This is a genomic window from Actinomycetospora sp. CA-084318 (assembly GCF_050955885.1).
Taxonomy (GTDB): Bacteria; Actinomycetota; Actinomycetes; order Mycobacteriales; family Pseudonocardiaceae; genus Actinomycetospora.
The window spans coordinates 2952511-2974787 of the sequence record NZ_CP192098.1; the positions used below are offsets into that span (position 1 = coordinate 2952511).

At 73.9% G+C, this 22277-nt stretch carries 23 protein-coding genes; 14 read left to right on the top strand and 9 right to left on the bottom strand.

The genetic code is table 11. From position 1 onward, the window contains the following. Positions 1 to 16 precede the first annotated feature (16 nt). Positions 17 to 442: a GNAT family N-acetyltransferase gene (locus ACQPYX_RS14330; protein ID WP_433803564.1), complete on the top strand. Its 426-nt coding sequence runs from the start codon at positions 17 to 19 to the stop codon at positions 440 to 442. Positions 443 to 571: 129 nt separating this feature from the next. Beyond that, positions 572 to 1219 (top strand): hypothetical protein, encoded by a 648-nt coding sequence (locus tag ACQPYX_RS14335; RefSeq protein ID WP_433803565.1) that lies wholly within the window; start codon positions 572 to 574, stop codon positions 1217 to 1219. 325 nt (positions 1220 to 1544) lie between these two features. Here ACQPYX_RS14335 and ACQPYX_RS14340 read toward each other — a convergent pair whose 3' ends face one another. Both ACQPYX_RS14340 and ACQPYX_RS14345 read right to left on the bottom strand, forming a co-directional pair. Then, positions 1545 to 2285: a class F sortase gene (locus ACQPYX_RS14340; RefSeq protein ID WP_433803566.1), complete on the bottom strand. Its 741-nt coding sequence runs from the start codon at positions 2283 to 2285 to the stop codon at positions 1545 to 1547. An 84-nt stretch (positions 2286 to 2369) separates the two neighbouring features. Then, on the bottom strand, positions 2370 to 3188 hold the full coding sequence (locus tag ACQPYX_RS14345; protein WP_433803567.1) for a hypothetical protein: 819 nt from the start codon (positions 3186 to 3188) through the stop codon (positions 2370 to 2372). Between the two features lie 322 nt (positions 3189 to 3510). Here ACQPYX_RS14345 and ACQPYX_RS14350 point away from each other — a divergent pair, with 322 nt between their 5' ends. Further along, the gene (locus ACQPYX_RS14350) at positions 3511 to 5013 is read left to right on the top strand and encodes an arabinosyltransferase C-terminal domain-containing protein (RefSeq protein ID WP_433803568.1); all 1503 of its coding nucleotides are present in this window, start codon (positions 3511 to 3513) and stop codon (positions 5011 to 5013) included. Here ACQPYX_RS14350 and ACQPYX_RS14355 read toward each other — a convergent pair. After that, complete coding sequence (locus tag ACQPYX_RS14355) at positions 5000 to 6595, bottom strand: molybdopterin-dependent oxidoreductase (RefSeq protein ID WP_433803569.1); 1596 nt, start codon at positions 6593 to 6595, stop codon at positions 5000 to 5002. The genes ACQPYX_RS14350 and ACQPYX_RS14355 overlap by 14 nt on opposite strands. A gap of 227 nt (positions 6596 to 6822) precedes the next feature. On the opposite strand from ACQPYX_RS14355, the gene ACQPYX_RS14360 reads away from it, so the two are divergent. Beyond that, on the top strand, positions 6823 to 7092 hold the full coding sequence (locus ACQPYX_RS14360) for a hypothetical protein (RefSeq protein WP_230753214.1): 270 nt from the start codon (positions 6823 to 6825) through the stop codon (positions 7090 to 7092). 137 nt (positions 7093 to 7229) lie between these two features. Then, positions 7230 to 7706: a hypothetical protein gene (locus tag ACQPYX_RS14365; protein ID WP_433803570.1), complete on the top strand. Its 477-nt coding sequence runs from the start codon at positions 7230 to 7232 to the stop codon at positions 7704 to 7706. A 25-nt stretch (positions 7707 to 7731) separates the two neighbouring features. On the opposite strand, the gene ACQPYX_RS14370 is transcribed toward ACQPYX_RS14365, so the two are convergent. After that, a complete protein-coding gene (locus tag ACQPYX_RS14370; RefSeq protein ID WP_433803571.1) occupies positions 7732 to 8022 on the bottom strand; it encodes a hypothetical protein in 291 nt (96 codons plus the stop codon). 219 nt (positions 8023 to 8241) lie between these two features. On the opposite strand from ACQPYX_RS14370, the gene ACQPYX_RS14375 reads away from it, so the two are divergent. The 5 genes from ACQPYX_RS14375 to ACQPYX_RS14395 all read left to right on the top strand — a co-directional run bounded on the left by ACQPYX_RS14375 (position 8242) and on the right by ACQPYX_RS14395 (position 12300). Next, the gene (locus ACQPYX_RS14375) at positions 8242 to 9312 is read left to right on the top strand and encodes a hypothetical protein (RefSeq protein ID WP_433803572.1); all 1071 of its coding nucleotides are present in this window, start codon (positions 8242 to 8244) and stop codon (positions 9310 to 9312) included. 531 nt (positions 9313 to 9843) lie between these two features. Beyond that, a complete protein-coding gene (locus ACQPYX_RS14380; RefSeq protein WP_433803573.1) occupies positions 9844 to 10122 on the top strand; it encodes a hypothetical protein in 279 nt (92 codons plus the stop codon). Positions 10123 to 10301: 179 nt separating this feature from the next. Further along, positions 10302 to 10466, top strand: coding sequence for a hypothetical protein (locus ACQPYX_RS14385; protein WP_433803574.1), 165 nt, complete (start codon positions 10302 to 10304; stop codon positions 10464 to 10466). 228 nt (positions 10467 to 10694) lie between these two features. Beyond that, on the top strand, positions 10695 to 10931 hold the full coding sequence (locus ACQPYX_RS14390) for a hypothetical protein (RefSeq protein ID WP_230753225.1): 237 nt from the start codon (positions 10695 to 10697) through the stop codon (positions 10929 to 10931). Between the two features lie 394 nt (positions 10932 to 11325). Beyond that, the gene (locus tag ACQPYX_RS14395) at positions 11326 to 12300 is read left to right on the top strand and encodes a glycerate kinase (protein ID WP_433803575.1); all 975 of its coding nucleotides are present in this window, start codon (positions 11326 to 11328) and stop codon (positions 12298 to 12300) included. A gap of 23 nt (positions 12301 to 12323) precedes the next feature. Here the strand turns inward: ACQPYX_RS14395 and ACQPYX_RS14400 are convergent, their stop codons facing one another. Further along, positions 12324 to 13076 carry an MBL fold metallo-hydrolase gene (locus ACQPYX_RS14400; RefSeq protein WP_433803576.1) on the bottom strand — a complete coding sequence of 251 codons (753 nt, stop codon included), beginning with the start codon at positions 13074 to 13076 and terminating at the stop codon, positions 12324 to 12326. A gap of 11 nt (positions 13077 to 13087) precedes the next feature. Further along, positions 13088 to 13471, bottom strand: a complete 384-nt coding sequence (locus ACQPYX_RS14405) for a hypothetical protein (RefSeq protein WP_433803577.1) — start codon at positions 13469 to 13471, stop codon at positions 13088 to 13090. Between the two features lie 433 nt (positions 13472 to 13904). Here ACQPYX_RS14405 and ACQPYX_RS14410 point away from each other — a divergent pair, with 433 nt between their 5' ends. After that, positions 13905 to 15635, top strand: coding sequence for an FAD-dependent monooxygenase (locus tag ACQPYX_RS14410; RefSeq protein ID WP_433803578.1), 1731 nt, complete (start codon positions 13905 to 13907; stop codon positions 15633 to 15635). Here the strand turns inward: ACQPYX_RS14410 and ACQPYX_RS14415 are convergent. Next, positions 15530 to 16831 carry an MFS transporter gene (locus ACQPYX_RS14415; protein ID WP_433803579.1) on the bottom strand — a complete coding sequence of 434 codons (1302 nt, stop codon included), beginning with the start codon at positions 16829 to 16831 and terminating at the stop codon, positions 15530 to 15532. The two genes, ACQPYX_RS14410 and ACQPYX_RS14415, sit on opposite strands and share 106 nt — an antisense overlap. Positions 16832 to 16955: 124 nt before the next feature. Between ACQPYX_RS14415 and ACQPYX_RS14420 the strand changes: the two genes are divergently transcribed. Beyond that, the gene (locus ACQPYX_RS14420; protein WP_433803580.1) at positions 16956 to 18047 is read left to right on the top strand and encodes a glycerate kinase; all 1092 of its coding nucleotides are present in this window, start codon (positions 16956 to 16958) and stop codon (positions 18045 to 18047) included. On the opposite strand, the gene ACQPYX_RS14425 is transcribed toward ACQPYX_RS14420, so the two are convergent. Next, a complete protein-coding gene (locus ACQPYX_RS14425) occupies positions 18023 to 19387 on the bottom strand; it encodes a PQQ-dependent sugar dehydrogenase (protein ID WP_230753234.1) in 1365 nt (454 codons plus the stop codon). The two genes, ACQPYX_RS14420 and ACQPYX_RS14425, sit on opposite strands and share 25 nt — an antisense overlap. Before the next feature lie 50 nt (positions 19388 to 19437). Next, a complete protein-coding gene (locus ACQPYX_RS14430) occupies positions 19438 to 19656 on the bottom strand; it encodes a hypothetical protein (protein WP_433803581.1) in 219 nt (72 codons plus the stop codon). A 115-nt stretch (positions 19657 to 19771) separates the two neighbouring features. Between ACQPYX_RS14430 and glyA the strand changes: the two genes are divergently transcribed. Both glyA and ACQPYX_RS14440 read left to right on the top strand, forming a co-directional pair. Continuing rightward, a complete protein-coding gene (gene glyA / locus ACQPYX_RS14435) occupies positions 19772 to 21067 on the top strand; it encodes a serine hydroxymethyltransferase (protein ID WP_230753238.1) in 1296 nt (431 codons plus the stop codon). Then, entirely contained in the window at positions 21064 to 22275 is a 1212-nt protein-coding gene (locus tag ACQPYX_RS14440) for a sarcosine oxidase subunit beta family protein (RefSeq protein WP_230753240.1), read from the top strand. Before glyA ends, ACQPYX_RS14440 begins: the two co-directional genes overlap by 4 nt. Positions 22276 to 22277 lie beyond the last annotated feature (2 nt).

The following is a 22277-nucleotide window of genomic DNA, read 5'->3' on the forward strand; positions in this document are numbered from 1 at the left end:
GTGGACGGTGTCACCGGTGGGCGAGTGGAGCATCCGGACGGGACGCGTCGACGATGTAGCCCGGGTCCTGGCGTTGTGGCAGGTGGCCGGGGAGAACGCTGATCGCCCGACCGACCGCCCTGAGGCGCTGCGGGGGCTGCTCGAGCGCGACCCCGACGCGCTGCTGGTCGCGGCCGAGGGCGGTCGGCTGGTCGGGACCGTCATCGCCGGATGGGACGGATGGCGCGCGCATCTGTACCGGCTGGCGGTGCTGCCTGAGCGACGACGCCGGGGGATCGCGAGGGCGCTGCTGGAGGCCGCCTCTGAGCGGTTGGTCGCGCTCGGCGCGGTCCGTCTCGACGCGATGGTCCTCGAGGGCAACGACGACGGCCGGCGACTCTGGGCCTCGCTCGGCTACTCGCCCCAGCCGAACTGGCGGCGCTGGGTACACCAGGTCGACTGAGCCACACGGTCCCGGGTCGTCGGGCCGTGGTCGGTCCTCGCTCATCGCCGTTGCCCCACCGTGGTCAAGCAGGGAGCACGATCGCCGCCGAGGGCGACAACGAGAGGGACCTGTACCGGGGAGGCCCTGGTGAACGACCTCGTCGAGTTGGCCCGGCGGGTGGGTGAGGATCGGTTCCGCCGCGCGTGCGCCCAGGCCTATCGCGATGCTCCCGGCACGGGTCGGTCCTTCGACGTGTCCGAACCCGATGACCCTGACCTTCCACACGACCTCGCCGAGTTCGTCGAGGGCGATCTGGGCCTGGCGATCGCCTTGTACCGCGCCATGCCCTGCTACGCGAACCTCATGTATCTCGACCACTGGGCGCCGCGCCCCGAGCTGCTCGCCGAGCTCGCCACGCTGCTCGACGAACCCGACGACGCGTTGGCCGACCCGGTCTCCTACTGGCTGTGGTGCGGCCCGTTCGAAGAGGACGAGCAACGGTCCACCGCGGCCTGGCACCAGCTGACCGCGGACGCCCCGGAGGTTCGCCTGCGGCGCCTGCTCGACGCGAGTGGTCCCGTGCCGTGGCCAGCGAAGGCCCTGACGTTTGGCGTGGTCCTGTCGATGCCGGAATGGCATCCGCTGATCTGGCAAGCGGTCCGACAGGCCGTCCACGACTACTACGGGAGGGTCGACGCCGCCGACGCGCTCCGGCTCATTGACCAACTGGCCGACCCACCGCCAGAGCTTGACGTCGCGGACTTGCAGCGACGACTCCGAGAGCGCCGAGCGTGATCCGCCACGCCGCGGAACGCCTGTTCGGCTGGCTTCGACGTCGACAGTATTATGTCAGCAAGCCGCGCTGAGCTGCGGCGACGTGCATCCGATAACCTAGATTATGACGGTGAAGGTTCATTGAGAATCATTCGGCGAGCGTCGTGTCGATATAGGGAATTGTTGCGATAGCGGTTCGGCGCGCCGGAGGCCTGACATAACGGGCCGATCCAGTACGTGAGTTCGGATCAGTTGTCGCAGCCCGGCGCCACGTTCTCGGGGGTCGTGGCTGTGCCGGAGGGGCGTCGCTGATGGAGGGCGTCGGCGGTGGACCGCGTCGCCGGGGTCACCGTGACGAGGAGGACGGCGGGTCGATCTGGTTGGCGTAGACGACGGTGTTGTCGCGGTAGGACCGCGCGCTGTCGTCGAACGGACCGCCGCAGGTGATCAGACGCATCTCCGGGCGCGTGGTGGGGCCGTAGACGTCCTGGCTCGGGAAGGCGTCCTTGGGGTACTGGCGGACGGAGTTGACCTTGTAGGTGATGACGCGCCCGTCGTCGCGGGTGACGGTGAACTCGTCGAGGGGTTCGAGCCGGGAGAGGGCGTAGAACACCGAGGGACCGTCGGCGGCCGAGTCGATGTGCCCGAGGATGACCGAAGGTCCGTTGCGTCCCGGGGAGGCCGACCCGGTGTACCAGGCGGCCTGGTCGTAGAGCGGGCCGGGGGCGGGGACCTGGACGGTCCGGTCGGGGTTGAGGCCGACGGGGTTGATCGCCGAGTGCACGTCGATGGCGGGGATGTCGATGCGGCGGGGCGGTGAGGCCGGGAGCTCGACGCCCGCCGCGCCGGCAGCGCTGGTGGTGGTCGGGCCGGTCACGGCCACAGGGGCCCGCCCGTCGGCCGGGACGATCGGCGCGGCCGAGCGGGACGTGCCGGCTCCCTGGAGGCCGAGGACGACCAGCACGACCCCGACGACCGCCAGGACGACGATCCCGACGACGACCGCGCTGCGGCGGCCCGGACCACGCCGACCCGGCGGCGTTTTCGTGGTCCGATCCGCGCCGGGCTGATCGCTGGTCGTGGTCATCGCCGTCCTCGCGGGCGTCGTCGGGGAGTGGTCCAGGCCCGGGACCTGGTGGTCCCGAGCCCGGTCCGGATGAGGCGAAGGGCCTCAGTGCTGGTCGGCCGAGCGGCGGCGACGCACGACGATCAGTGCTCCGCCGGCGACGGCGAGGGCGAGGACACCGCCGGCGACGAGGGCGTCGTCGGTCGATCCGGAGGCGGTGGAGCCACCGCCGGTCTCCGCCCCACCGGAGGGCATGGCGCCGGGCATGGCGGCGCTGTCCCCGCCCTTGCCGGGCAGGTTGACCACGATGGTCGCGATGCCGACGGTGGTGCCGCCCTTGAGCGCGTCGGTGGAGAACGCCTTGTTCAGGGCGGCCGCGGCGTCGCTGGACAGCTTGACGGTGGTGCCGGTGAGCGTGGCGGTACCGGCCGCGGCGTCGGTGGTGATCGGCTTGAGGGTCGAACCGTCGAGGTCGAAGAGGGTCACCGAGTCCGCGACGGTGGAGCCGTTGGCGGAGACCTTGCCCTTGAGGGTGGCGGGCTGACCCGGGTCGATGACGAAGTTCTCGAGGGTGACCTTCGTGTCGCCCTTCGTCAGGGACAGACCCGACCCGTCATGCATGATCATGCCCTGGACGTAGGGGGTGACCTCGCCCGGCTTGTAGACGGTGACGTTGCCACCGGTGATCGGGAAGGACGCGGTGCCGTCCTCCACGGTGGCCCTGCCGGTCGGGGCCGGCGTGACGTCCAGGGACTTCAGGGCGTCGGTGAAGCCGGAGTCGAGCTTCACCGAGGTGCTCTTCCCGGTCAGGCTCGGGATCGAGGCCACCGGCGGCGGTCCGCTCTGGGCGATCGCGAACCCGGAACCGACGCCGGTCAGCGCCAGCGCGGCCACAGCGGCCACGGTCATCGTGCGTAGCTTCATCTCGTCTCCCTCGTCGTGCCCGGCCTCGCCGCCGGGTCGCGCCTGGTCTACGTCCGCCGGGTCACAGCTGTTCGGACCAGTTTTTCCGGTTCACATAGGCCTCACGGCCCACCGCTGTCGGTCATCGAGCGGAACCCTGCGGCGTCGAACCGGGACGGAGCCGACGGCGAACATCGGGTCCACCCGTTGCTCGAGGGAGCGTCCGCTGGCCACGACCGCACCGACCGAGGCGATCCGTGTGCGGCCCTCGGCCGGCGACTCCGAGGCAGGAGGGTCGGCGGCGGCGCCTTCCTCGAGCCCAGGTGCTCGCGCCCGGCGGATCGTGCGGCTGGTCGTCGTCCTGGCCGCCCTGCTCTCCGGGGTGGTGGCCGTCGTGCTCGCGGCGATGGTCCCGGCGGCCGCCGTCGAGTCGTCCACCTCCACCGTCTCGTGGCCACCGGCGGGAGCGGCGCCGGAACCGACCACGCTGCTGCTGGTGCCGTACCGTCCCGCCACCCTCGACGCGGCCGTGCCGTGCCGGGCGATCACGGCGGCGCGTGGCCGCTCCGGCGCGACGACGATCCTGGCGACGGTGCTGGGCGGGCCGGCCGAAGGGCTGTCGGTCCGGACCACGCCCACCGAGGGCGGCCCGGGCGAGCCGACCGTGGACGTTCTCGCGTCGGGACGGCGGATCCCCGTGGACGTTCCCGACGAGGACTGCGCGTTGACGATCCGCGCCGACGCCGCGGGTATGCGGGTGACCGTGGGCGATCCGGCAGGGTCGCCCACGGTCACCGTGCCCGGGCTCGCCGTCCCGGAGGTCTTCGCGGCCACCACCGACCTGGCTGGCGACGACGCGTCAGGTCTGTCGCTGGAGGCCCGGACGCCCGCCTGGTTCGACAACGCCCCGACGGCGCAGAAGTCCGGCGGGACCGACGGGAAGCCGGACACCCGCGACGGTCGCTTCACCTGGGGGAGCCGCGCCGCGGGAGACGGTTCGGTCGGGTCCCTGACGACGGGGTGGTTCGGGCTCCCGGCGCTGCGCCCCGGACAGGAGCTGGCCACCTCGGTCGCCGGCCGGACCTCCGACGGGACATCCCTGACCTGGCAGTTCGGTGACGGCGACCGCGTGGTCGGTTCCCGCCCCGTCGTCGAGACCCCCGAACCGGACCGGGGCTACCGGGGCTATGCCGCCGACCCCGACCAGGCACGGTTGCAGGACCGGGCGAACCCGCAGGTCGGCTGGCGCACCCTCACCCTCGAACCGTCCGCGGTGCCCGACGGCGCCGACCGGGTGCGCCTCGTGGCCGTCGACGACCGCACGGACGAGAACGGCTGGATCGCGCTCACCGGACCACGGGTCGTCGACGTCGTCCCGCTCGGGCGATGGCTCGCGGGGCGGGGCCCGGTGCTCGTCGACTGGGCGATCGCCTTCGCGTGGCCGTGCACCGGTCCGCTCCCGCGGGTGGACGGTGGGGTCGCACAGACGCCGGGGGCGTTCATCACCGCACCGACCGGGCCCGCCGACCTGATCCCCGGGGAACGGACGGCCGCCGTGGGGCCGATCGGCGACCTGCTCCCGCAGCGGTGGACCCAGGGCGCCGACGGACTCACGCTCGGCCAGGACTCCGGCGGCAGCTTCGCCGGACTGTCGGCCGACGGGGATCTCCGGGAACTCGACACGCGCCTGTCCTCCGAGCCCGGTCGGAGATGGGGACGCGTCCTCGTGCCCGAGCTCGACGACCTCGCGGCCGACCGGTACGCCGTCGCCCGGACGACGGCGACGGTGCCCGGCACCGCGGGTGATCCGCCGCCGGATGTCGGAGGGCTCGTCAGCGCGCCGTGAGATCCACGGTGTGCCAGCCGGTGGCGCCGTCGGGGATCGTCAGGCTGAACGCCTCGGGTTGCGTCGCGCCCGTGGCGTCGGTCGCGCGGACCTGGAGGGAGTGCGGCCCGGGGGCGAGGTCGAGCTCGGTGCGCCACATCCGCCAGGTGTCGATCGAGACCTCGGCGGCGAGGGCGGCGGTCTGCCACGGCCCGGAGTCCGCGCGGACCTCCACGCGGGCGACGCCGCGGTGTTGGGCCCAGGCGGTCCCGGCCACCGTCACCCGCCCGGCGGGGACGGTCGCGCCGTCGCGCGGCGCGTCGATGCGGGACTGGGTCTTGACCGGTGCTTGCGCGGCCCATCCGCGTTGCTGCCAGTAGGACTGGAAGGCGTCGAAGGTGGTGAGTTCGATGTCGGTGATCCACTTGCAACCGGACACGAACCCGTAGAGCCCGGGGACGACCATGCGGACGGGGAAACCGTGTTCCACGGGCAGGGGCTGTCCGTTCATGCCCAGGGCGAGCATCGCGTTGCGGCCGTCGGTGCAGGCGGCCACCGGCGTGCCGGTGGTGAAGCCGTCGACGCTGGTGGAGGCGATCTGGTCGGCGCCCGGCCGCACGCCGGCCTCGGCGAGCAGGTCGCGCAGCGGGACGCCGAGGAAGACCGCGTTCGAGATCAGGTTCCCGCCGATGTCGTTGGAGACGCAGCACATCGTGATCGGCGCTTCGAGCTGCGCTCTGGCCCGCAGCTGGTCGTAGGTCAGTGTCACCTCCCGGTCGACCATTCCGTGGATGCGCAGTTGGTAGGAGGAGGCGGAGACCTGCGGGACCTGCAGGGCGGTGTCGATGCGGTAGAAGTCGGCGTTCGGGGTGATGAAGGTCGGGGTGCCCGATGCGGCGAAGTCCGCGTCGGGAGGAGGGACGGCCGGCTGTCCCGCCGGCGACGGCAGCGGACCGACGGCGTTCCGGGAGGCCTCGGCCCCTCCGGCGGCCGCCAGGATGCGACCGAGGAGCCCGGTGACGGCCGCTCCGGCCAGGGCCGCCCCGAGCCCGAGAGCGAGCCGCCGTCGCGGATTCCGGGCGTGATCGGCCTCGGCGCCCGGCTCGGCCCCTGTTCTCCCGGCGGACGTCAAAGCCAGGCGGTGCAGTCCCACGAAGGTGGCGACACCGCCGACGAGTGCCACGAGCGGGGCGATCAGGTAGGCCGCGGTGAAGGTGGGGGAGGCGAGGGTCGACGACAACCCGGCGAGCCCCAGGACGACGACGAGCACGGTCCCCGGCAGGGCGCTGCGCCGCGAGAGGAGCCCGCCGATCACGGCGACCAGGGCGATCACCACGGCCATGCTCGCCAGCAGCACCTGCTTGTCGTGGACGCCGAAGGTGCTGGTCGCGAACTCCTTGAGCGCCTCCGGGGTCAGCCGGATGAACTGGTCGCCCACCGCGAGGAACGGTGAGGACGGCGGCGCGGTGAGCGCGGCGACGAGGTCGCCGAGCCCGAGCGCCATCCCGACGGCGAGCACGCCGATCGCCGCGGCGACCGGACTCGGGATCGTGGTCCGACGGGACAGCGTCGTTCCCGCCGGAGGATCGGTGTCGGTCGACATACCGCTGCTTCGCCGCCCGGGCGGCTCGAGTTCGAACCCGGCGCCGGCGGAAGCGGGTTTCCCCAGGAGCCGACGGCGTGCAGCCGGTCCTCCTCGTGCCTCGTCGGCCGCTCCGTCCTGCTGCACGTGATCGTCGGTGTCGGTGCGACGCTGCACGGCACGCATCGTCCGATCCCGGCGCGTTGCTGTGGCTCCGGCCCGAGGGGGAATCTGCGGTGGTGGTGTCCGTGCGATACCGATTCGACCCTGCCGGGTCCTGGTCGGCCACCCTGATCACCGAGGGCATGGTCGTGGCCCGCACCGCGCCCGGTGCCACCGGTCGAGAGACCGCGACCCGGGTCGCGAGCTTGCTCAGCGAGCTGGCCCGGGCGTGGGCTCGACCGGTGGAGGTCGTGCACGACCTCGAGGGCGATCGCAGGGCGTTCCTGGTCGTGGCTCGGGTGGAGGGCTTCCTCGACGTGGTTCGCGAGCAGTTCGAGCCTCCGTTGAGTGCGTGACCGTGGTGGCCGCCACCGCTCGCCGACACTCACGTGGTGCGGCCCGCCGCCCCGGACGAGGCGAACCCCCGGTCACGACGTCACCGTCGCCGCCTGCAGACGTTGCACCCGACAGGCCCGTCGGAAGGAGTTCGGTGATGCACCTGCATCTGCGCACGCTGGGCGTCTTCGCCGCGCTGTTGCTCGGCGTCCTGGTCGTCGGTTGGGGAATCGCCGCAAGCCTTCGACCGATGCTGTGGACCAGGCGCGGGGTGCGGTGGTGTGTCGGATGGACTCCCGACCCGGTCGGCCGGGCGTTCGGGGTCGCGGTCGCCACCTTCGGTGCCGGCATCGCGGTCTCGGCCGTCGCCGGCGCGATGATGCCCCTCGGGACGGCGATCCCGCCCCTCGCCCGGCTCATCCAGCTGATCGGGCTCGGGATCGTGGTCCTCGGCGGCGTGGCGCTCATGGTCACCCACCCGGCGCCGGTCCCCGAGGACGGGCTCCACGGCCTCGCCGTCCCGCGCGCGAGCTCGACCCGGGACACCCCCGTCCCACCGTCGGTCGCTTCGTCGAGCGAGACCGACGGGACCCCCGCCGCCCTCACCCCGGAGCGGGGCGCCCTTACGCCGTGACTCGCTAGCATCCGCTGCGAGACTCTCAGGCGAGGTGTCCCCCGGTTGCGTGCGCTGCCCGGACGACGATGTGGTCGATGTCGACGTCGTGGCCCGTCGCCACGGCGTCCTGCAGCATCTCGACGGCGCGATCCGCGGTCGCCTCGTCGACCAGCCAGGTCGACGGCAGACTCCTCGGCTCGAAGCCGTCCTCGACCTGACGATCGTCGGCGGCAGCGAGCACCACGAGACCCGAGCATCCGACCGGCTCCGACGCCCACAACTGCACGCCGCCAGTCTGCGCGATGAGCAGGTGGACGGCGGTGAACGCGAACACCTCCGCTGTCGCCGCCCATGGGTCGGAACCGCGGGCCACAGCGCGTCGCCCCGTGCGTCCGCGCGCACGACGAGGTGGGGCGGACACCTGTTCCGGCCACCGGGCCGCGGAGAACCCTGACGTCGTCCGCGCCGAACGTGGACCATGGCCGTCACCCGGGATCGTCCCCACCCCTCCGCCACGGGAACCGGCGGTCGACGGCGGAGGACGGGCGTTGCCGTGTCGGCGCTCGTGGTCACCGCCGGTCTGCTCGCCGGCTGCGGCTCGCCGGGTGCCTCCACTCCGACCCCCGCATCTGCTCCCACGGCCGACGCTCCGCCGACCCCGCTGGCCGAAGCCCCCGAGCCGGCGACGTCCCCGCCCGCGCAGGCCTCGTTGCCGGGCACGGTGATCCCGTTGACGGGAGCGCCGGAGGGGATCGCGGTGACGGCGGCGGGCACGGTGGCGGTCAACGTCCGCAACCCCGACGGCCTCGACATCTTGCCCATCCCTCCCGGTAGCGCGGCCGCGACGACGACGACCCCGAGGTTCGTCTCCCTGCGCAGCGAGGGGCGGCACCTGACCCTGGCCGGCCCCGACGGCCCGGCGTTGTCGGCCGGGGAGAAGGACGGCACCCTGTCGGTGATCGATCTGCCCAGCGGGCAGATCGCCTACACGGTGCCCACGACCGGGCCGGCGCCCCACGAGGCCTTCGCCGTCGGGCAGAGCACGATCTTCGTGGCCAACGAGTTCGGCAACTCCTTCTCGATCATCCGTGACCGCAGGGTCGTCCGCACCGTGTCGACCCCCTTGCAGCCCGGTGGGGGCGCCGCGACCTCCGACGGCCGCTATGCGGTCGGAGTGGGCGTGCGGGGTCGACAGATCACCGAGTACACCGCGACCGGTGACATCGTCGGCACCGCAGACTGCGGCGCCGGTCCCACCCACACCGTGGCCGGCGAGGACGGCCTGTTCTGGGTCAACGACACCGACGGCGATGCCGTTCTGGGCTTCGAGGCGACCCCCACCGGGCCGCGCCAGGTGGCGTCCATCCCCACCGGGGCGGGCTCCAGGCCCTACGGCGACGCCTACGACACCGTCCGCCACACGCTGTGGGTCACGCTCACCGGCAGCAACCAACTCCTCGGGCTCACGCTCTCGGGAACCCAGGTCGCGCACCAGGTCTCGATCCCGACGGTGCGCCAACCGAACAGCGTCGCCGTCGACCCCACCACCGGCGAGACCGTGACCACCGGATCCACCACGAACGGCCAACTCCAATTCGTGCCCTACCCGGAGGCGCTGCGCTGACTGCAGTCTCCTTTGCTCTGGGTGTCACCCGGTGCGCGTGGTCACCGAGTGCGCGGCGACCGAAGCGCGACGTTTGCGTCGTCGGACGGGTCGGGCACCATCGGATCTCACGCTCCCCAGCGTCCGGTTCTCGAGATGAGCCGGTAGTCGGTTGCACGCCCGAGCCGATGCGGGGCCCACCCCGGCCGCCTCGCGCAGCGACCCCCGACCCGCGCACCGACCTCGTGTCGCGGTCCGGGCTCGCTGTGGCCCCCTGCGGCACGCCGGCTTCCCGTCGGCGTCCTGCCCCCTCCTACCTCGCGGTCGTGCGCCGCGGCAGGAGCGATCGTGCCTCCAGATGTCTCACTGTCCGACCTCTTCGACGACCGATCGCCCGACGGACCTCTGCTGTCGGAATGGGTCCGGGCCCAGCACGCCAGCCACCTCGCCGACCTGGCTCGTGCTGCGCGGCGTTCCCGACGTCCGATGTTGTCCTCGGTGCGCCGCGATGCCTAGCCCGCACCTTCGCGGCGCCCGCCCTCGGTGCTCTCGGTGAGCGCTGCGACCGGCGAGGACCTGCTGTGCGCTGCCGCCCGCGCGGTGCTGCGCGACGTCGACGGGCCCATCTTCGAGGGGCTCTGTCGCGCGGCGGCCGACCAGGTCACCACCCACGCCCTCGCGCTCACCGCCCGAGCGGCTCACCTCGCAGCGTTCCCCGAGCGCCGACGCGTGCACGGTCTGGGCCTGTGGGACCTCATCGCGGTCCTCTCCGGCCCGATGGCGATCGCCCTTCTGCGCCAACTCGACGAGGCCCTCGGCTCCGCTCCTTGACCAGCGGTCCGACTGATGCCGGGCGGCGCTGTCGATCCGGACGCCGGCGCCGCAACGAAGGACAACTGTGGCTCCACACCAGGGGGCGAGCACGCACTCATCGCTTCTCGGCCCCGTGGAGGTTCCCCATGTGTAGGACGTGCACCAGACTCGCTCTCTTCGACTGCCCGCCGACCCCCGTGGAACGCCCGGCGGGCTTCGAGGAGGACCTCGGCCGGGAGATCGACATCGACGCTCGGGTGCGTCGGATGCCGGGGCACGACCCGTCGCTCAGCGGCTGCGTCGTCCTCGCGTTGCGTCGCTTCTTCGGTCTACCGCCGACGCTCGACGTCCGGGCGAACTAGTGCGCCCGGACGGGGGTTCCACCCCGCACGCACGAGGGCCGGGGCCGGACGGCACGGGTGTGGAGGCGACGCCGAAGGCCCGTGGGGCTGCTCGACGAGCTGAGCGGTCCGGAGTCGGTGACCGTGCCGGGTCGGCTCGAGGAGACTCCGAGGACTCGACCGTGACGCGCGCTTGCGCCGGTCGAGTCGCTCCACCGGCCACTGATGAAGATCCGTACGGTGGCGGGGGTGGCCGTCGGATTGCGCAGCAGAGACAAGCCGGTCTACCGGGTCTTGGTGGTGGTGTCGCTGGTGGTGTTGGTGGCCACGTTGGTGACGCTGCCGTGGGAGCCGGTGTGGGCGGGCGTGGTGGTCGGGGTCCTCGCGCTGGTCGGGTTCCTGCTCGGCGGCGCCGGTTGGTGGGGCGTGCGGTGGCGGGAGGAGCGGCGACTGCTCAACGGGATGGACCTCGAGGACATGCGGTGAACGCCGGGAGCCGGTACCCACCCCGTTCCGACAGATCCTTGCCACGGCGGCTGCCTAGAGCCGCCGCGACGACCACGACCACGACGGGGAGGTCGACGTCGGGCACCTCCTGCCGGCGATCATCGAGGAAGACCGGCGGCTGGCGGAGCCGGAGCCGTGCTCGGCCGGAGTCCGCGATCAGGTCTTGAGACACTGCCGAACCTGATGAACCGCTCCCGCCCCGGCGATCGTCGCTCCGCCGGGAATGACCACCGGCCACCGCGCCACGGCGGCGGCGGCATCGACGCTGCTCGCGGGCTGATGGATCTGTACGGTCGACGGATCGGTCGAGGACAACGGCCGGACCAGCCCGGCCCTCGGGGTCGGTTTCCGCCCCCGACCTCTGGTGGGTCTCATGGCGTCCTGCGCCGATGACACGACTGGTCCTTCGACCGCCCCCGACCATCGCCAGCGCAATCGCGGCTCCGAGGCCGACCGATTGGTGGCCGCGTTGCGCCGTGCCGCCGTCGATATCACCGCCGGGCGCGGGATCCGCGACGTCGACGCGACGTTGTCCGGCCTGCTCGCCGCGGCGGTGGCCACGGTCCCCGGCGCCGACGGGGGCGGCATCTCCCGCACCGAACGGGGCGTCGTCAGCTCCAGCCATCCGACCGACATCACGATCGCCGAGCTCGATCATCTGCAGTCGCTGTTGGCCGAGGGGCCGTGCGTCACCGCAGCCGACGATCCGCCCGATTCCGGTGTCGTCGTGGCGCACGACCTCGCCGGTGATGACGCCGTTCGCTGGCCGCGGTTCGCGCCCGCGGCGGTCGCCGCCGGGTATCGGTCGTTGCTGTCGATCGGACTTTCGATCCGCGGTCCGCGGCACTCCGTGCTGAACCTCTACGCCCGCGAACCCCGTGTGTTCGGCCCCGCCGCACGGGGTGATGCCGCGATCTTCGGGCTGCAGGCCGCCGCTCTGCTGCACGGCGCCCAGAGCTCCGCACACTTCCAGGTGGCGCGGCGTCTCAGCGTTGTCTCGGCGTTGTCTCAGCGTCGTCCTCTCCCTCGACGTGGCGGTCGCGGCCGGGGTCGAGCGGTGCCCGGTGACGGCGGCCGGGCCGACGGGGAAAGCCGGTCGCGACCTCGTTCCCGCGGTACGGGGACACGGCGGTCGTCGGGCTGGTCGACGTGTGGCGGGCTCGTCAGGCTGCCCGGCGGGGTGCTCGCGCCGTACGCGTCCTCGACCTTCGGTCTGGGCGAGGTGGTGCGCACCGCCCTCGACGCCGGGGCGGGGCGGATCGTCCTCGGCCTCGGCCGCAGTTCGTGCCCCGACGGCGGCCGGTGCCGACGCCCGTCGCTCGATCCGCGTGACCCGTCCGTGAAATAGACCGGATGGTTGTCATGCGGCGGTCAGTTCGCCCGGTCGCGTGCCTCGTCCACGGCCGCCCGGAGCGACCCGCGGTGCGCCGGCCCGTGCCCGGGCAGCACCAGGTCGGCGTCCAGGCCCTGCAGGACCGTCAACGCCTCGTCCATCTGCGCGTCGGTGCCGTGGTCGAACCACGGCGCGATCAGCTGCGGCCCGCTCGTCGGGGAGAGGGCGTGTCCGGTGACGAGGCCGTCGCCGGTGAGCACGACGCCCGCCGTCGGGAGGTGGAAGGCGGTGTGGCCGGACGTGTGGCCGCCGGTCAGCACCGGGACCGGCGCCCCCGGGAGATCGAGCGCCCCTGAGGTGGGGAAGGGCTCCGCGTGCGGCGCGGCGACGTCCCGGCCCGCTCCCGCACGGGCGACGCGCAGCGCCCACGGCAGGACCCGCGGACGCCACAGGTTCGCGACCACGCGGGCGGGCGTCAGCTGCTCGAGGCGCTCGCGGCGCGCGTGGGCGACCTCGATCGGATGCAGGAGGACCGGGGTGCCGTAGCGGGCACGGAAGGTGTTCACCGCGCCGAGGTGGTCGACGTGGGCGTGGGTCACGAGGATCGCCACCACGTCCTCGGGGCGGCGCCCGAGGGTCCGGACGGAGGACTCGACCGCCGGCAGGTCCCCGGGGTAGCCGCCGTCGACCAGGGTCAGGTCGTCGCCCTCGCGCAGCAGCACCCAGTTGACGTCGGTGCCCGTGACGAGGAAGACGTCGCGCTCGACCTCCTCCACCGCCGGAGCTCTCACGACGAGCGACCTCAGTCCCCGCCGCCGGCCCGGGGACCGGTGAGGGCGGCGATCCCGACCGCGATCCCGACCGCGTTGAGCCCGGCGCCGAACCAGTTGCTCCCGCTGCGCGGTGCGCGCCAGGCCGCGACCAGGTGGTTGATCCCGAACAGGGTGGACAGCACCGCGTAGCCCCGGACCTGGGCGCGGTCCGCCTCCGGCCCCAGGGTCGCCAGCCCGGCCGCCGTCACGAGGGTCCCGACGTTCCAGACCGCGATCTCGCGCTGCCACCCGGCGTTGTAGTCCCACGCGCTGCCCCGGCCGAACGGTCGCCGGAACACCCCTTGGAGCACCGCGGCCAGCGAGAACCCGGCGAGCCACACGTTCCGCGCGTCGCGGACCGAAGGTCTCCGCACCGCTGCACCGCCTTCCGTCGAACCGACCCGCGAGAACGTACCGGGCCGACGATCACCGGACGAGGCGGAAGCCCCGGATCTCCTCGACGAGCGACTCGGGCTGCTCGAGGGCGACGACGCGACGGAGGGTTCGGGCACGCCGACCATTCCCATCGGTCGCGGGATCGGCGTGGAATTCGCCATCGAACGGTTCTCGCCGGAATGCGTCGCCGCCGTGTCGGACGCGTCCCGAGCAGGCGTCGGGCCGCCGGTCAACCGTGGCGGCACATTCGACGACGAATCGCAGAGCAGGTCGGACGACGCCTGTCCCGTCGGGATGCGGTGAAGAGGATCGCAGCGATTCCCGGGGCTGGATCGAGGATGTCCCGGGGTACGGCTGGAGCAGCGCCGACTCGCGCGGACGGGTCGGCGAGGAGACAGCGAGGTGAACCAGATGTCAGTCACGCACCCGGTCCTCACGACGACGCCCGCCGACGTCCTGGTGGTCGGCGCGGGCCCCGTCGGGTTGGTGCTCGCCGCGGCCCTCGCGCACCACGGCGTCCGCGCCGACGTCGTCGACCGGCGCACCGCCCCGCGGGACTCGTCGCGGGCCAACAACCTGTGGGCCCGCCCGCAGGAGTTGCTCGCCGCCGTCGGGCTGCGGGACCTGCTCGCCCGAGGCGCCCACGAGGTCGTGCGCGCCGAGTTCGTGATCGAGGGCCGTCCGGTGGACACGGTCCGGTTCACCGACGCCGCGAGCCCGTACCCGGCGGTCCTCTACGGCAGCCAGGCGGGGATCGAACGGCGGGTCCGCGAGGTCCTGGCCGACCAGGGGCGCCCGGTGCAGGGCGGCACGCGTCTCGAGTCCCTCGAGCAGGACGACGACGGCGTCGACGTGGTGCTCCGAGGCGACGACGGCACGGTCGCGCGGCGGCGGTACCGCTACGTCGTCGGGGCCGACGGCGCCGACAGCGCCGTCCGCGCCGCGGTCGGTCTCGACCTGCCCCGGCAGCAGTTCCCCGGGCGGGCCACCCGGCAGATCGACGCGGTGCTGAGCTGGCGTCGCTCCCCGGCCCGGGACACGCTGTGGTTCTTCGTGTACCGCCGCGGTCTCGCGGGCGTGATGCCCATCGAGGGCGACCGGCACCGCCTGTTCTTCGTCGAGGACGACGCGGTGATGCCCGACCGCGAGCCGACCCTGGCCGAGATGCAGGAGCGGGCCCGCGAGGTGACGGGGGATCCGACCCTGACGCTGTCCGACCCGGGGTGGACCAGTCACACGCGCTTCGAGCACGGGGTCGCCGCCGCGCACGCCGTCGGCCGGGTCCTGCTCGCGGGCGACGCGGGGCACGTGAACCTGCCCATCGGGGGTCAGGGCATGAACGCCGGGATCCAGGACGCCCTCGGCCTGGCCTGGCGGATCGCGATGACGCTCGACGGCGGCGGGGGCGAGGTCGTGCTGGACAGCTACGCCGTCGAACGTCAGGCCGAGCACCGGCGCCTGGGCCGCCAGCAGGTCCGCGGCTTCGACCGGCTGATGTACCGCAGCCGCTGGCAGGACGAGGCCCTGCGACTGGTCGCCGCCACGGTCCCCGACATCGGCACGCGTCTGCTCGGGGCCGAGGAACTCCAGCAGCTCTCCGTGGCCTACCCCGACAGCCCGCTGAACGAGGACCACCTCGGGCGGCGGCCGCGGAACGCGCCCCGAGCCGGTGACCGTGCCCCGGACGCCCACGTCGTCGGACCCGACGGGGCGGCCACCCTCTTCCGCCATCTCTACGACGCCGGGGACGCGCCGACGTGGTCGTGGTCGTTGCTCGCCTTCGACGGCGGTGACCGGGCCACCGTGGCCGCGTTGCGACGGGCCGCGGAGGCCGCGGCACGCCGGGGGATCCGCGTGCACCTCGTCCTGGCCGACCCGGGCAGCCCCGGCGCGGACGCCGGCGTCGTCCTGCGGGACGTCGACCTGGTCGCGCACCGTGCCTACGGTCTGCGTCGGCGGCCGGCCCTGGTGCTCGTCCGGCCCGACGGCCACATCGCGTTCCGCGCCGGCCACGACGACGCCGCCCGGCTCACGGCCTACTGGCGCCGCATCGTCGGGCCCGCCCCGGCGCCGGGAGAGCGGGAGTCGTTCGCGACGGGCCCGCGGCCGGCCGAGCCGGAGCCGGGGCTCGCCCACGCCTGACGCCGGGTGCGGCGGCGCAGCAGGACGGCGGCCGCGGCGCTGGTCAGGGCGAGGAGGGCGACGAGGCCGCCGTACGCCGCGGTCGAGCCGAGCAGGCCCCACGCGGGCACGGTCAGCCCGACGAGGTAGCTGGGCACGGCGGAGCCGAGGTAGCTGACGAGGTAGACGGCGGCGAGGAGCCCGGTCCGCTCGGCCGCCGACCGACCGGCCAGCACCCACCGCATGGCCCCGGTGAACGAGGCGCCGAACCCGGCCCCGGCCACGACGGTGGCCGCGAAGAAGCCCGCGGTGAGTCCGGCGGCCAGCGAGCCGACGACGCCGAGGACCCCGAGCAGGAGGGCGGCGAGGCCACCGAGCATGGCCCGGTCGTGACCGACCCCGGACACGGCCAGCCCGGTGACGCCGGACGTGCCGGTGAGGGCGGCGAGGACGAGTCCGCCGGCCAGCGGGCTCGTCGCGCCCAGGACGCCGGCGGCCACGGACGGGCCCAGGGCCTGGTAATACCCCGCGAGCGCCCAGCTCGCGATGAAGCAGAGGCAGGCGGTCGCGAACAGCGGGTACGCCCCGTCCGGCACCCGGACCGACGGCCGGAGCGACCGCAGGGCGCCGGGGGTGCGGCTCGCCCTCTCCGGAGCGAGGACGACCGCGACGGCGGCGAGACCGAGCAGAGCGGCGAACACCACGTACACCAGGACGAGGGGTGCCGGGCCGTGGGCGACGAGGGCGCCCGAGACCAGGGCGCCGGCCGCGAGTCCGCCCGGAGCGGCGGCGCCGGTCACGGCTCCTGCGAGCCCGGGGCATCGCGCAGGACCCAGGTCGATGACGAACGCGGCGATCGCGGTCAGCCCGAGCCCGGTGGCGAGCCCCTGGATGCTCCGGGCGAGCAGGAGCACCCCGGTCGAGTCCACCTGGGTGAAGACCCCGCACGCGACCGAGTCGAGGAGCAGGGCCACCACGGCGACCGGGCGTCGGCCCAGGTGGTCGGAGAGTCGGCCGCAGACCAGCAGCGCGCCGGCCAACGGGAGGATGTAGATGGCGAAGGCCCCGGTCAGCCCGGACGGCAGGATCCCGTACTCGTGCTGGTAGACGACGTAGAGCGGGGCCGGGACGCCGGCGGCGGCGCCCAGGACGAGCAGCGACAGCGACAGGGCGCCGAACGCCCAGCGCGGGACGGGGTCGACCCGGGCGTCGGTCACCGGGGCGTCGCGGCGGAGACGGTGCGCACGGCGCCGGACGCTAGGAGTTCGAGCGCGGTCGAAGTCAAGGCCTCGGACGCCGGCGCCCTCGCGTCCCGCCCGCGTCCACGGGATGCTCTGGCGCGTGCACGTCCTCGTCGCGCCGGACAAGTTCAAGGGCTCGCTGAACGCCGTCGGGGTCGCCGAGGCGATCGCCCGCGCCCTGACCGCCCACGGCCACACCGTCGAGCTCTGCCCGATCGCCGACGGCGGGGACGGCACGGTCGACGCGGCGGTCGCGGCCGGGTTCGAGCGGCGTCCGCTGACGGCGGCCGGGCCGACGGGCGAAACGGTCGAGACCTCGTTCGCGCGGTCCGGGGACACGGCCGTCGTCGAGCTGGCCGACGTGTGCGGGCTGGTGCGGCTGCCCGGTGGCGTGCTCGAGCCGTACGCGTCCTCGACGTTCGGCCTCGGCGAGGTCGTGCGCGCCGCGCTCGACGCCGGGGCGACCCGGATCGTCCTCGGTCTCGGCGGCAGCGCGTCGACCGACGGCGGCGCCGGGCTCGCGCAGGCGCTCGGCGTGGTGCTGCGGGACGCCGACGGGCGGGAGCTCCCGGGCGGGATCGGCGGCGGGGGACTACCGGCCGTGGTGCGGGTCGACCCGCCGCCCGCGCTCGCCGCGACGATCGAGGTGGCCTGCGACGTCGACAACCCGCTCCTCGGCCCGCACGGCGCCGCCGCCGTCTACGGCCCGCAGAAGGGCGCCGGGCCCGAGGACGTCGAGGTGCTCGACGCCGCCCTCGCGCACTGGGCCGACGTGGTCGGGCGGGAGGTCGCCGAGGTGCCCGGGGCCGGCGCCGCCGGGGGAGCGGGCTTCGGGCTGATGGCCCTGCTCGGCGCCCGGCTGCGCCCCGGCTTCGACCTCGTCGCCGACCTGCTCGGGTTCGACGAGCGCCTGGCGCGCGCCGACCTCGTCGTCACGGGCGAAGGCCGGCTGGACGCCCAGACGCTGCGCGGGAAGGGCCCCGCCGGGGTGGCCGCCCGGGCCCGCGCGGCGGGGGTCCCGGTGCTGGCCGTGGCCGGGCGGGTCGACCTCGACCCGACCGAGCTGGCCGGCGCGGGCATCGTCGGGAGTGCGGCGCTCGCGGACCTGGAGCCCGACCTCGCCCGCTCGCAGGCGGACGCGGCCGGGCTGATCACACGCAGCGTCGATCAGTTGCTGCGCGCGACCCGGTAGATCGCCCCGGCCCCGTCGTCGGAGACGTAGAGCGCGCCGTCCGGCCCCGGGACCGCCGCGACCGGTCGGCCCCACCGCGACCCGTCGGGGGCCTGGAAGCCGCCGACGAGCGTGCGCTGGTCGCCCATCCGGCCGCCGTTCCACGGGAAGAAGGACACCTCGGGCGCCCGCGGCGCCGTCCGGTTCCACGACCCGTGCACTCCGGCGACCGCGCCCTCGCCGAGCCCCGGGAGGTCGGCGAACGCGAGACCGAGCGGCGCCGAGTGCGCCCCGAAGGTCTGCTCGAGCGGCGGCAGCGACGCGCAGTCGAGCTTCGACCCGTCGGCGTTGGTCTCGACGTCGCGGGTGAACGGGAGGTCGGCGGAGCGCATCGGCGAGTCGGCCTGCCCGGGACGCACGTCGGGCTCGGGGTTGCAGTACGGCCAGCCGAGGTCACGGCCGGGCGTCAGCGCGGCCAGCTCCTCCGGCGGGTGGTCGTTGACGTACTCCGGCAGCACCTGGCCGTACTGCGGCCCGGGCCAGGGGTAGGCGATGTTGTCGCGGTTGTTCACCGCGGTCCAGAGCCGTCCGTCGGGCGCGAAGGCCAGCCCGGTGCCGTTGCGCACGCCGCGGGCGAAGACCTCGGGCGTGCTCGACCCGGCCGGGACACGCAGGATCGCCGCCCGCTGCGGGTTCGCGTCCCGATCCTCGGGCGACACGTTCGCGGTGGAGCCGACCGAGACGTAGAGCGCCTTGTCCGGCCCGACGACCACGGTCTTCAGCGCGTGCGCGTAGGCGCCGCGCAGGTCGGGGCTCTTGGCGTCGGGCAGCCCGGGCACGACGACGCGCTTCCCGGTGGCTGTCCCGTTCGCATACTCGAAGGCCGAGATCTGGTCGCTCTCGGCCACGTAGAGCGTGCTGCCGTCGAAGGCCATGCCGTGCGGCTGGGTGAGGCCCGAGATCAGCGTGGACTGCTGCGGCGCCGCGCCGTTCGCGCCGGGGACGAGCCGGATCACCTCGCCGCTGCCCGGCAGCGACACCAGCATCGACCCGTCCGGCGCCCACGTCTCGAGGCGCGCCTTCGGCACGCGTGCCCACACCGAGACCGTCCACCCGGGCGGGGTGAGCACCGAGCGCGGGGTGTCGAAGGGCGCGTCACCCATCCCGGACGGCACGGTGACGGATGTCTGCACGAGCCCGTCCGGGGTGGCGGCGACCGGCGCGGTCGCGGCCACCGGCGAGGGCGGGCTGCCGGGGGACGAGCCGCCGCCGTCGGACGAGCAGGCGGACACGAGCAGGAGCAGGGCGGCGGCACCGGCCAGGCCGAGACGGCGGGCGCGCGCGTGACGGGGTGCGGTCATGGCACCCGCCAGCGTGACCCGTGCCGGCCGCGATCACCACTCGGGGCGGGTCAGCCCACCGGCCGGAACTCCGCCCACAGCGCGTCGGGCTCCTCGACCGCACGCACGAGGAGCGCGTAGCCGTACCGGTCCGCCACCGCCTCCACGGCGTCCCGGTCGCTCGCGCGGATCGTGCACCCCAGCGGGCGGTCGGGCACCGCGCGGGCGCGCAACCAGCCGTCCAGCCGTGCGACCTCGTCGCGGACCTCCTGCTGCGTCCCGGTCGTCATGGGGACTCCTCCTCGCGTCGTCGGGCGCTCACTGCGAGACGAGTGTTGACCCTCGTCGACACGCGTGTCTACAGTCCTCGGCAGTTGATATATCAGTCGGCGATCTGGAGCGGCGATGAGCACGACGACGGCGCGGGAGGCCACCCGCCCGGTCCTCGACGGGTCCCTGGCCGAGGTCGATCCCGAGGTGCACGCCGCGGTGACGCGCGAGCTCGACCGCCAGCACCGCACCCTCGAGATGATCGCCAGCGAGAACTTCGCGCCGGTCGCGGTGATGGAGGCGCAGGGCTCGGTCCTCACCAACAAGTACGCGGAGGGCTACCCGGGCCGGCGCTACTACGGCGGGTGCGAGCACGTCGACGTCGTCGAGACCCTCGCGATCGAGCGGCTCAAGGACCTGTTCGGCGCCGAGTACGCCAACGTCCAGCCGCACTCCGGGGCCCAGGCGAACGCCGCGGCCATGGCCGCGCTGCTCACGCCCGGCGACACGATCCTCGGCCTCGACCTCGCCCACGGCGGCCACCTCACCCACGGCATGCGGCTGAACTTCTCCGGCCGGCTCTACGAGGTCGCCGCCTACCACGTGCGCGCCGACGACCACCGGGTCGACATGGACGAGGTCGAGCGCCTCGCCCGGGAGCACCGGCCGAAGCTGATCATCGCGGGCTGGTCGGCGTACCCGCGGCAGCAGGACTTCGCGGCGTTCCGACGGATCGCCGACGAGGTGGGCGCCTACCTCATGGTCGACATGGCGCACTTCGCGGGCCTCGTCGCCGCCGGGCTGCACCCCTCGCCCGTGCCGCACGCCCACGTCGTCACCTCGACCACCCACAAGACCCTCGGCGGCCCCCGCGGCGGCGTGATCCTCGCGGCGGACCGCACGCTCGCCAAGCAGCTGAACTCGAGCGTCTTCCCCGGGCAGCAGGGCGGGCCGCTGGAGCACGTGATCGCCGCGAAGGCCGTGGCCTTCAAGCTCGCGGGCACGCCGGAGTTCCGGGAGCGGTGCGAGCGGACCCTCGCGGGCGCCCGCGTCCTCGCCGAGCGCCTGGTGGTCGAACCCGACGTCGGGGTCGTCTCCGGCGGCACCGACGTGCACCTCGTGCTCGTCGACCTCCGGGACCACACGCTCGACGGCAGGCAGGCCGAGGACCGGCTGCACCGCGTCGGCATCACGGTCAACCGCAACGCCGTCCCGTTCGACCCCCGCCCGCCGATGGTCAGCTCTGGGGTCCGGATCGGCACCGCCGCCCTCGCCACCCGCGGGTTCACCACCGAGGACTTCCGCGACGTCGCCGAGGTGATCGCCCGCGCCCTGCGCCCCGAGGTCACCGAGATCGAGCTCGACGCCCTGGCCTACCGCGTGGCCGCGCTGGCCGACCGCCACCCCCTCTACCCGGAGCTGCAGCCATGAGCACTCCCGAGCACCCGGACTTCCTCTGGCGCACGCCCGAGCCGAAGCGGCACTACGACGTCGTCATCGTCGGCGGCGGCGGGCACGGCCTCGCCACTGCGCACTACCTGGCCCGCAACCACGGCATCACGAACGTCGCGGTCCTCGAGCGGGGCTGGCTCGCCGGCGGGAACATGGCCCGCAACACGACGCTGATCCGCTCGAACTACCTGTGGGACGAGTCGGCCGCGATCTACGAGCACTCCCTCAAGCTCTGGGAGGGCCTCGAGGAGGACCTCGACTACCCGATCCTGTTCAGCCAGCGCGGCGTGCTCAACCTCGCGCACACCGAGCAGGACGTCCGCGACTCGGTGCGCCGCGTCGAGGCCAACCGGCTCAACGGGATCGACGCGGAGTGGCTCGGCCCCGACGAGGTCGCGAAGATCTGCCCGATCGTCAACGTCTCGGACGGCATCCGCTATCCCGTCCAGGGCGCGACCTACCAGCCGCGGGCCGGCATCGCGAAGCACGACTACGTGGCCTGGGGCTTCGCCCGCCGCGCCGACGAGGCCGGCATCGACATCATCCAGAACTGCGAGGTCACCGACTTCGTCGTCGACGGTGACCGGGTCACCTCGGTGCGCACCTCCCGCGGCGACATCGCCTGCGGCACCGTCGCCCTCTGCGCGGCCGGGCACACCTCGGTGCTGCTCGACCGGCTCGGCGTCCGCACCCCGCTGCAGTCCCACCCGCTGCAGGCGCTGGTCTCGGAGCTGCTCGAGCCCGTGCACCCCACGATCGTCATGTCGAACGCGGTGCACGTGTACGTCTCCCAGGCCCACAAGGGCGAGCTGGTGATGGGCGCCGGCGTCGACGGCTACAACGGCTACGGCCGCCGTGGTGCCTTCCACGTCATCGAGCGCCAGATGGCCGCCGCGGTCGAGCTCTTCCCCGTCTTCGCCCGCGCGCACCTGCTGCGCAGCTGGGCCGGGATCGTCGACGTCACCCCGGACGCCAGCCCGGTCGTCGGGCACACCCCCTACGAGAACGTGCTGGTCAACGCGGGCTGGGGCACCGGCGGGTTCAAGGCGACACCCGGGATCGGGTGGGCCTTCGCCGACACCGTCGCCCACGGCCGCCCGCACCCGCTGGTCGCCCCGTTCGCCCTCGACCGGTTCGTCACCGGCGCCCTCGTCGACGAGCACGGCGCCGCCGGCGTCGCGCACTGAGC

Coding starts and splice junctions, on each gene's coding strand:
- ACQPYX_RS14340 (WP_433803566.1), bottom strand. CDS start 2,285: ATGACCACGACCAGCGATCAGCCCGGCGCGGATCGGACCACGAAAACG.
- ACQPYX_RS14425 (WP_230753234.1), bottom strand. CDS start 19,387: ATGACCGCACCCCGTCACGCGCGCGCCCGCCGTCTCGGCCTGGCCGGT.
- ACQPYX_RS14345 (WP_433803567.1), bottom strand. CDS start 3,188: ATGAAGCTACGCACGATGACCGTGGCCGCTGTGGCCGCGCTGGCGCTG.
- ACQPYX_RS14395 (WP_433803575.1), top strand. CDS start 11,326: ATGGCGTCCTGCGCCGATGACACGACTGGTCCTTCGACCGCCCCCGAC.
- ACQPYX_RS14440 (WP_230753240.1), top strand. CDS start 21,064: ATGAGCACTCCCGAGCACCCGGACTTCCTCTGGCGCACGCCCGAGCCG.
- glyA (WP_230753238.1), top strand. CDS start 19,772: ATGAGCACGACGACGGCGCGGGAGGCCACCCGCCCGGTCCTCGACGGG.
- ACQPYX_RS14410 (WP_433803578.1), top strand. CDS start 13,905: ATGTCAGTCACGCACCCGGTCCTCACGACGACGCCCGCCGACGTCCTG.
- ACQPYX_RS14355 (WP_433803569.1), bottom strand. CDS start 6,595: ATGTCGACCGACACCGATCCTCCGGCGGGAACGACGCTGTCCCGTCGG.
- ACQPYX_RS14365 (WP_433803570.1), top strand. CDS start 7,230: ATGCACCTGCATCTGCGCACGCTGGGCGTCTTCGCCGCGCTGTTGCTC.
- ACQPYX_RS14430 (WP_433803581.1), bottom strand. CDS start 19,656: ATGACGACCGGGACGCAGCAGGAGGTCCGCGACGAGGTCGCACGGCTG.